The organism is Nocardia sp. BSTN01 (assembly GCF_015354405.1).
Classification (GTDB): Bacteria; Actinomycetota; Actinomycetes; order Mycobacteriales; family Mycobacteriaceae; genus Nocardia.
The window spans coordinates 1-6,578 of sequence record NZ_JADKYP010000113.1 but is presented as its reverse complement, the minus strand read 5'-3'; the positions used below and the strand labels follow the sequence as shown (position 1 = coordinate 6,578).

The window sequence follows — 6,578 nt, the reverse complement described above, 5'->3', positions numbered from 1 at the left end:
ATCTCCTTCGTGCTGCCGATGACGGTCTACGTCCTCGCCTCGTTCTTCGCCGAACTGCCGTGGGAGCTCGAGGAGGCGGCCCGCATCGACGGCGCCACCCGGTTCCAGGCCTTCCGGCTGGTGATGCTGCCGCTGGCCGCACCCGCGGTGTTCACCACGGCGATCCTGGCGTTCATCGCCGCGGTGAACGAATACCTGCTGGCCAGTCTGCTCTCGGTGGACCGGACCGAGCCGGTGACGGTCGCGATCGCGCGGTTCTCCGGTAACGATCCGCTGGTGCAGCCCTATGCGGCGATCATGGCGGCGGGCATCATCGTCACCGTGCCGCTGGTGATCATGGTGCTGTTGTTCCAGCGCCGCATCATCTCCGGCCTCACCGCGGGCGGCGTCAAGAGCTAGCGGAACGTCGGGCTCCTCCGCCTCTCCGGGCCCGGGAAGTTACCCATGCGCTCCCGGAATCAGGCGTCCGGCGCGCAGATCGAGGTGTCTTTCGATATCGGCGGGTGAGCCGGTGTAGTGGAGGGTGCGCAGGCCGATTCGGGCCGCCGCTTCGCAGTTGTCGAGCCGGTCGTCGATGAACAGCACTCGGCCCGGATCACCGACTCCGGTGGCGGCCAAGGCATTTCGGTAGGTGTCGGGATGCGGCTTGTTCATGCCGAGGCGGGCCGAGTAGAGGGCATCGGTCATCAGCCCACGCCAGTCGGAGGCGTCGAGCGCGTCGCCGACCGGGTGGGGCGCGTTGGACAGCAGCACCATCGGCAGATCCGCCTGCCGAGTCTGCTGCAGGAGGGTGACGACGCGGTGGTCGGTCCGCGTCCACAGGGCGGTGTCGACCTCGCGCAACCGGGTGAGCGATACCGGTTCGGGCCGGCGGCCGAGAACCGCGGTCCAGAAGTCGACGTCGTCGAATTCGCCGGAATCGTAGGGTTCGCGGGCGCTCCAGAAGGTGGTCTGGAACTGGGTGAGGTCGTCGGCGCGCCATCCGGCGAGTTCGGCGAGACCGCTCCACATGGGTGTCGTCGGCTGCAGACCGATGACGCCGTTGTAGTCGAAGATGACCGCGTCGATGTCGGCGGGCGAGTGGGATAGAGGACTTACCACTGGTTCTCCAATGCTCGATGAGACAGCGCGGCCACGCCCGCGGCGAGCAGGGCGGGCAGCACGAGGGCGACGGGCAGGGTCGTGACGGTGGCCACGGCACCGATGAGGGCCGGTCCCGCGAGGAGTCCGAGATATCCGGCGACGGCGACGGCGGCGACGGCGCGCGGACCTCCCGCCCCGGCCGTGGTGAACAGGGACGGAATCGTCACGGCCAGGCCGAGACCGAAGACGGCCCAGCCCGCCAGCGCGAACGGCACATCGTTGCCCGCCACGCCGGTCAGAAGTCCGGCCGAGGCCGCGATCGCGCCCGCCCGAACGACTTTCGGTGCCCCGAAGCGGGCGGTGAGCCGATCGCCGACGAGGCGTCCGCCCGCCATCGCGGCGCTGTACGCGGCGTAGGCGGTGGCGCCGATCGCGGCCGAGGCGTGCAGCCCGGTCAGGTGCACCGCCGACCAATCGGCGGCCGCGCCCTCGCCGAGCAGACATGCCGCGGCCAGTGCGCCCAGCAACCAGATCCGAGACCGGGACAGTCCGGGCGCGCGCTCACGCACCACCGCCCCCGCATCCGCAACCGGCGAGCCGATACAGCGCGTGGCGGGCGCCGCCGCGATCGTCGCGAGGACGACCGCGACCGCGGTGACACCGAAGACGTAGGTGTGCGAAATACGCGCGGCCACAACGGCTATGACCGCCCCACCCAGCGCGCCGAGGCTGTAGGCCGCGTGCAGGCTCGACATGATCGGCCGGCCGTACGCGTTCTGACAGCGCACCGCGGCGGCGTTCGCCGCGACGTCCAGCACCCCGTGCGCGGCACCGAAGCACAGCGCCGCGGCGGCGAGCGCGAGCGGCATGCGGCAGCTGCCCACCAACGCGAGACCGAGGGCCAGACCCAGTCCGCCTGCGGTCAGCAGCCCGGGCAATCGTGCGGGACGAGCGAGGCGACCACCCACCTGGAGTCCGGCGACCATACCGATCGCCGCGGCGAGCAGGACCCCGGCCAGCCCGGCCGTGCCGAGTCCGGCGGATTCCTGGACGGCGGGGATGCGGGTTCCCCAGACGGCCATCACCACGCCGAGGCCGGCGAAGTAGCCCGTCAGCAGGCCACGACTCCGGACGACGTCGTGGGGTATTTCGAGTGCGCGATTCGCAGGCATCGCGAGGGTGCGTGTCATGACGGCTCCATCAGCGTCACCACCGATTTCGGGGTCGACGACGACCCGCGCGATCGGCGGTGGACGGATATGACGATTCCGCCTCGTGCCGGACGGCCGAGGCACACGGACGACAGGAAGAAAGACGTTCGGTGAGTGAGAGGTCGAATGCGATGCGCGACGTTGCACGTGAGCAAAACGGAAGCTACCAGGCAGTTTGTCGAGCTACCATCCGGAACGACCGCTGGTGCCCCACTTCACAACATGCATGCCGGATGTCTAATTCATCCGTTTCTGCATCGGCAACCGGGCCGTCGACGCGGCGTCGGGTCGCGGTTGCGTCGCGCCCTGGCGGCGCGGCCGTCAGTCCGGTTGCCATCGCGGTTGTTCAGCTCACACCGACGGGCCGTCGGCCGGTCACGCCCGGTTTCCGAGTGAGACTGCGATTTACTGGGTATTAGCTGTTCTGGTCGACCGTCGACCGGCCCCGTAGGCTGGTCGGGATCGTTGTTTCTCGCTGGTTCGCCGACGCTCCGGGAGGAGATGATCGTGAGCTCGACCCGCAAACCGCGGCGCGGCCGCCCGGAAACGGCGCCTTATGCCTCGATTGCCGGGTGGAAGCAGCTCGACGGTGCGTCCCGGCCGAACAGCGGTCGTCCCCGCCGCCGCGAGAAACCGGCCAGCGCGGGGGAACGCCCGCCGCGTACGCGCGGGCAGCGGATTCGGCGCCTGCTGCTGGCGCTGTTCCTGATCTTCGTCGCGATTCCGTCGTTGCTGCTGGTACTGGCGTACTGGAGCGCCGAGATACCCGATCCGAGTGCGGTGCAGACCAATCAGATCGCCACCGTCACCGCCGCCGACGGAACGACCGTCCTCGCGAAAATCGTTCCCCCCGAAGGCAATCGCACACCGGTGCCGCTGTCGGAGGTGCCGCAGACCATGCGCGACGCCATGCTCTCGGCCGAGGATCGCGACTTCTATCGCAACCCCGGATTCTCGGCGCCGGCCTTCCTGCGGGCCGCGCGCGACAATCTGCTCGGCCGCGACGATGCGGGCGGTGGGTCCACCATCACCCAGCAGTACGTCAAGAACGCCTTCCTCAGCTCGGAGCGCACCCTGTCGCGCAAGATGCGGGAGCTGGTGATCTCGGCCAAGATGGCGCGGCAGTGGAGCAAGGACGACATTCTCGCCGCATACCTCAACACCATCTACTACGGCCGAGACGCCTACGGGATCGCGGCGGCCGCGCGCGCCTACTTCGACAAACCGGTCTCGCAACTGACCCTCGCGGAGGGCGCCGTGCTGGCGGCGGTGGTGCGCACGCCGTCGATCCTGGATCCCGAGACGCACCTCGACCAGCTGAAGACCCGCTGGAACTACGTGCTCGACGGCATGGTCGGGATGGGCGTGCTGCCGCTCGGCCAACGCGACAAAGTGCAATTCCCGACGATCGCGCCGCCCCCCAAACCCGACGACGATGCCGCCCGCGGCCCCGCCGGGCTGATCCGTACCCAGGTGCTGAAGGAGTTGCGCGCAGCGGGAATCGGCGATCAGGAGATCAATACCGGTGCGCTGCAGATCACGACGACCATCGACGCCAAGGCGCAGCAGGCCGCGCTGGACGCCGTGCACCGCACCCTCGACGGCCAGCCGCCGCAGCTGCGCACTGCCGTGGTGTCGATCGATCCGCGGTCGGGCGCGATCCGGGCCTATTACGGAGGCGAGGACGGAGTCGGCTACGACTTCGCGCAGGCCCCCTTGCAGACCGGGTCCTCGTTCAAGACCTTCGCCATGCTGGCGGCACTGCAGCAGGGCTTCACGCTGACGTCCCAGCTGGACAGTTCGCCGGTCGTGGTGAACGGGGTGCGGGTGACCAACGTCGAGGGTGAATCCTGCGGGACCTGCAGTCTCGCCGAGGCCTACAAACGTTCCCTGAATACCAGTTTCATCCGGCTCACGCAGGCCATCGGACCGCGGTCGGTGACCGATGCCGCCCATCAGGCCGGTATTCCGCTGCAGATCCCGGGTGTGCCGGGCACCTCGCTGTCGGAGCCGGACGGGCAGCCGGCGCCGACAGTCGTCCTCGGCGTGTATTCGGTGCGGCCGGTCGACATGGCGTCGGCCTATGCCACCATCGCGGCGTCGGGCAGCTATCACCAGCCTTACTTCGTGCAGCGGGTGGTGGCCGGAGACGGCCGGGTCCTGCTCGATCGGGGGGCGCCCGGGCCGGGTCAGCTGCCGCCGCCGCAGCAGCGCTTCCCGCGCGGGATCACCGATACGACCACCAAGGCGATGCAGCCCATCCCCGGATATTCGAACGGGCACAATCTGGCCGGGCGGCCGTCGGCGGCCAAAACCGGGACCACGCAGCTCGGTGACACCGGCGAGAACAAGGACGCCTGGATGATCGGGTTCACCCCCTCGCTGTCCACGGCGGTGTGGGTGGGCACCGATCAGCCCGAGCCGATTCGTACGGCGGGCGGCGGCCTGATCTACGGCTCCGGGCTGCCGTCCGACATCTGGAAGCGCACCATGGACGGCGCGCTCGCCGGAACTCCGGTCGAACAGTTCGCCGGTCCCGATCCCAGCGCCGCGGCCGGGCCGTTCGCGGAGCCCCCGCCGCCGAATTCGGCCGGGCCGTTCGCGGAACCGCAGCCGCAGGCCGCGCCGCCGCAGCCGACCGGGAACGCACCGTTCGACATCCTGCAACCGCCGTCGCAGTCGGAGCAGCAGCCACCGCCGGTGATCGTCATTCCGCCCGCCCCGCCACCACCGCCACCACCCCCGCCGCCCAGACAGGTGGAGATCTTTCCGGGCCTGACCGTGCCGGTTCCCGGATGACGGTCCGATCCGGCACGCTGTGATGAAACGAATTGGAGTAATCCGGCCATCACCCAGCACACGCCGATAGGGTGGAACGGGGTTGAACACGAGACATTAGGGGCGACACGGGTGGATTTCGAAGTGGTTGAGCGCCACGAAACACTGGTGGCGGGCACGGTGCTGCGCAGCCCGGCGCTGGCGGTCGAGGGACCGCGCCGGCAGAAGGTGGAAGAGGCGTGGAAGCGAACTCTGGCGCGCCGGTTACCCGGCCCGCCGGCGACCGCCTATGTCGACCACGCCCCCGAGATCGGTTCCTATCTCACTCATATCGTCGGCTACCAGTGTGAAAGCCTCGACGATCTGCAGCCCGGCGATGTGCTGGCCCGCGTCCCCGCGGCGAAGTTCGCGCGCTTCCTGCGCACCGGTGACAACCTGGGCGACACCATCGTCTCGATCTGGCGCGCGGTCTGGGATCTGGAAGCGGCCGGCGCGCTGGTGCGGGCCTACACCGGCGACTTCGAGCACTATCCGGAGGCTCGCACGGTCGAGGTGTTCGTCGCCCTGCAGAGCGACCCGCTGACCGATGCGCTGAACAACGGTGTGGCACAGGCCGATTCCGCCGAGAACAGGTAGGGACTCGTGGACTTCGAAATCGTCACCCTGGAACCGAGCCTCGTCGGGGGGCTCACCGTTCCGCTGGCCGGGCGCGAGGTGACCGCCCGGGATCTGGATCTGGTGAACTTCACCTGGGACCGCTACCTGTCGCGGGAGAAGAACGTCCCGCGCGTGGCGGCCTACATCGGCCAGGACGACCACGCGGTCGCGGTCCTCGGCTACGAACTCGGCGGACTCGACGACCTCGACACCGGCGATGTGATCACCCGCATCCCCGCGGGCCGCTACGCCAAGTTCGTCGTCTCCGACAAGCCGTACGACCTGCTCCGCACCGCCTGGGCCGCGGTCGCCAAGGCCGAAAGCGCCGGCACCATCACCCGCTCCCACGCCGCGGAAATCGAACGCTACACCGGCCCCACCTCGGTAGAGGTGTACGTCTCCCTCGACTGACCGCCGGACGGCAGAAAATGAAATCAGGCTGGGCTACAGGGAAAACCCTGTAGCCCAGCCTTTTGCGACAGCCATCGTTCCAGGCGACATAGCGCCTGTTCCAACCCCGCACGGGCCGACCTCGAGGAGGCCCCGTTCGCGGCCGGCTCGCCGATGAGGTGCCGTGGCGTAGGCGACGAAGGAGCAAGCCACGGTGCCTCATCGGCGAGCCCTAGGGGCCGCGAACCCGCCGAGCGAAGCGAGGCCAAACTATTCAGCGCCGATGATGAAGGCTTCCAGCTGGGTGCGGGCGACGTCGTCGGCGAGCTGCTTCGGCGGGGACTTCATCAGGTAGGCCGAGGCCGGGATGACGGGTCCGCCGATGCCGCGGTCCTTGGCGATCTTGGCGGCGCGCACGGCGTCGATGATGATGCCGGCCGAGTTCGGCGAGTCCCACAC

Annotated in this window: 6 protein-coding genes and 1 pseudogene; 4 read left to right on the top strand and 3 right to left on the bottom strand. The window is 69.1% G+C overall.

Features of this window, described 5'->3' with window-relative positions; translation table 11 throughout:
• Window positions 1-399 (top strand): carbohydrate ABC transporter permease (locus tag IRT45_RS35725; RefSeq protein ID WP_194810173.1); only part of this gene is annotated, 399 nt, incomplete at its 5' end.
• A 39-nt stretch (window positions 400-438) separates the two neighbouring features.
• Here IRT45_RS35725 and IRT45_RS37920 read toward each other — a convergent pair.
• Together IRT45_RS37920 and IRT45_RS35715 are read right to left on the bottom strand one after the other, a co-directional pair.
• Window positions 439-1,101, bottom strand: a complete 663-nt coding sequence (locus IRT45_RS37920) for an HAD family phosphatase (protein ID WP_309241302.1) — start codon at window positions 1,099-1,101, stop codon at window positions 439-441.
• Window positions 1,095-2,273: an MFS transporter gene (locus IRT45_RS35715; protein WP_228535993.1), complete on the bottom strand. Its 1,179-nt coding sequence runs from the start codon at window positions 2,271-2,273 to the stop codon at window positions 1,095-1,097. The genes IRT45_RS37920 and IRT45_RS35715 overlap by 7 nt, the downstream gene beginning before the upstream one ends.
• A gap of 522 nt (window positions 2,274-2,795) precedes the next feature.
• Between IRT45_RS35715 and IRT45_RS35710 the strand changes: the two genes are divergently transcribed.
• The 3 genes from IRT45_RS35710 (at window position 2,796) to IRT45_RS35700 (ending at window position 6,140) form a co-directional block, all read left to right on the top strand.
• The gene (locus tag IRT45_RS35710; RefSeq protein ID WP_194810172.1) at window positions 2,796-5,093 is read left to right on the top strand and encodes a transglycosylase domain-containing protein; all 2,298 of its coding nucleotides are present in this window, start codon (window positions 2,796-2,798) and stop codon (window positions 5,091-5,093) included.
• Window positions 5,094-5,204: 111 nt separating this feature from the next.
• Window positions 5,205-5,708 (top strand): GyrI-like domain-containing protein, encoded by a 504-nt coding sequence (locus tag IRT45_RS35705; RefSeq protein ID WP_194810171.1) that lies wholly within the window; start codon window positions 5,205-5,207, stop codon window positions 5,706-5,708.
• Between the two features lie 6 nt (window positions 5,709-5,714).
• Window positions 5,715-6,140, top strand: a complete 426-nt coding sequence (locus IRT45_RS35700; RefSeq protein WP_194810170.1) for a GyrI-like domain-containing protein — start codon at window positions 5,715-5,717, stop codon at window positions 6,138-6,140.
• A 249-nt stretch (window positions 6,141-6,389) separates the two neighbouring features.
• Here the strand turns inward: IRT45_RS35700 and IRT45_RS35695 are convergent.
• Window positions 6,390-6,578 (bottom strand): annotated as a pseudogene (locus IRT45_RS35695) (inositol-3-phosphate synthase); the annotation flags it as partial.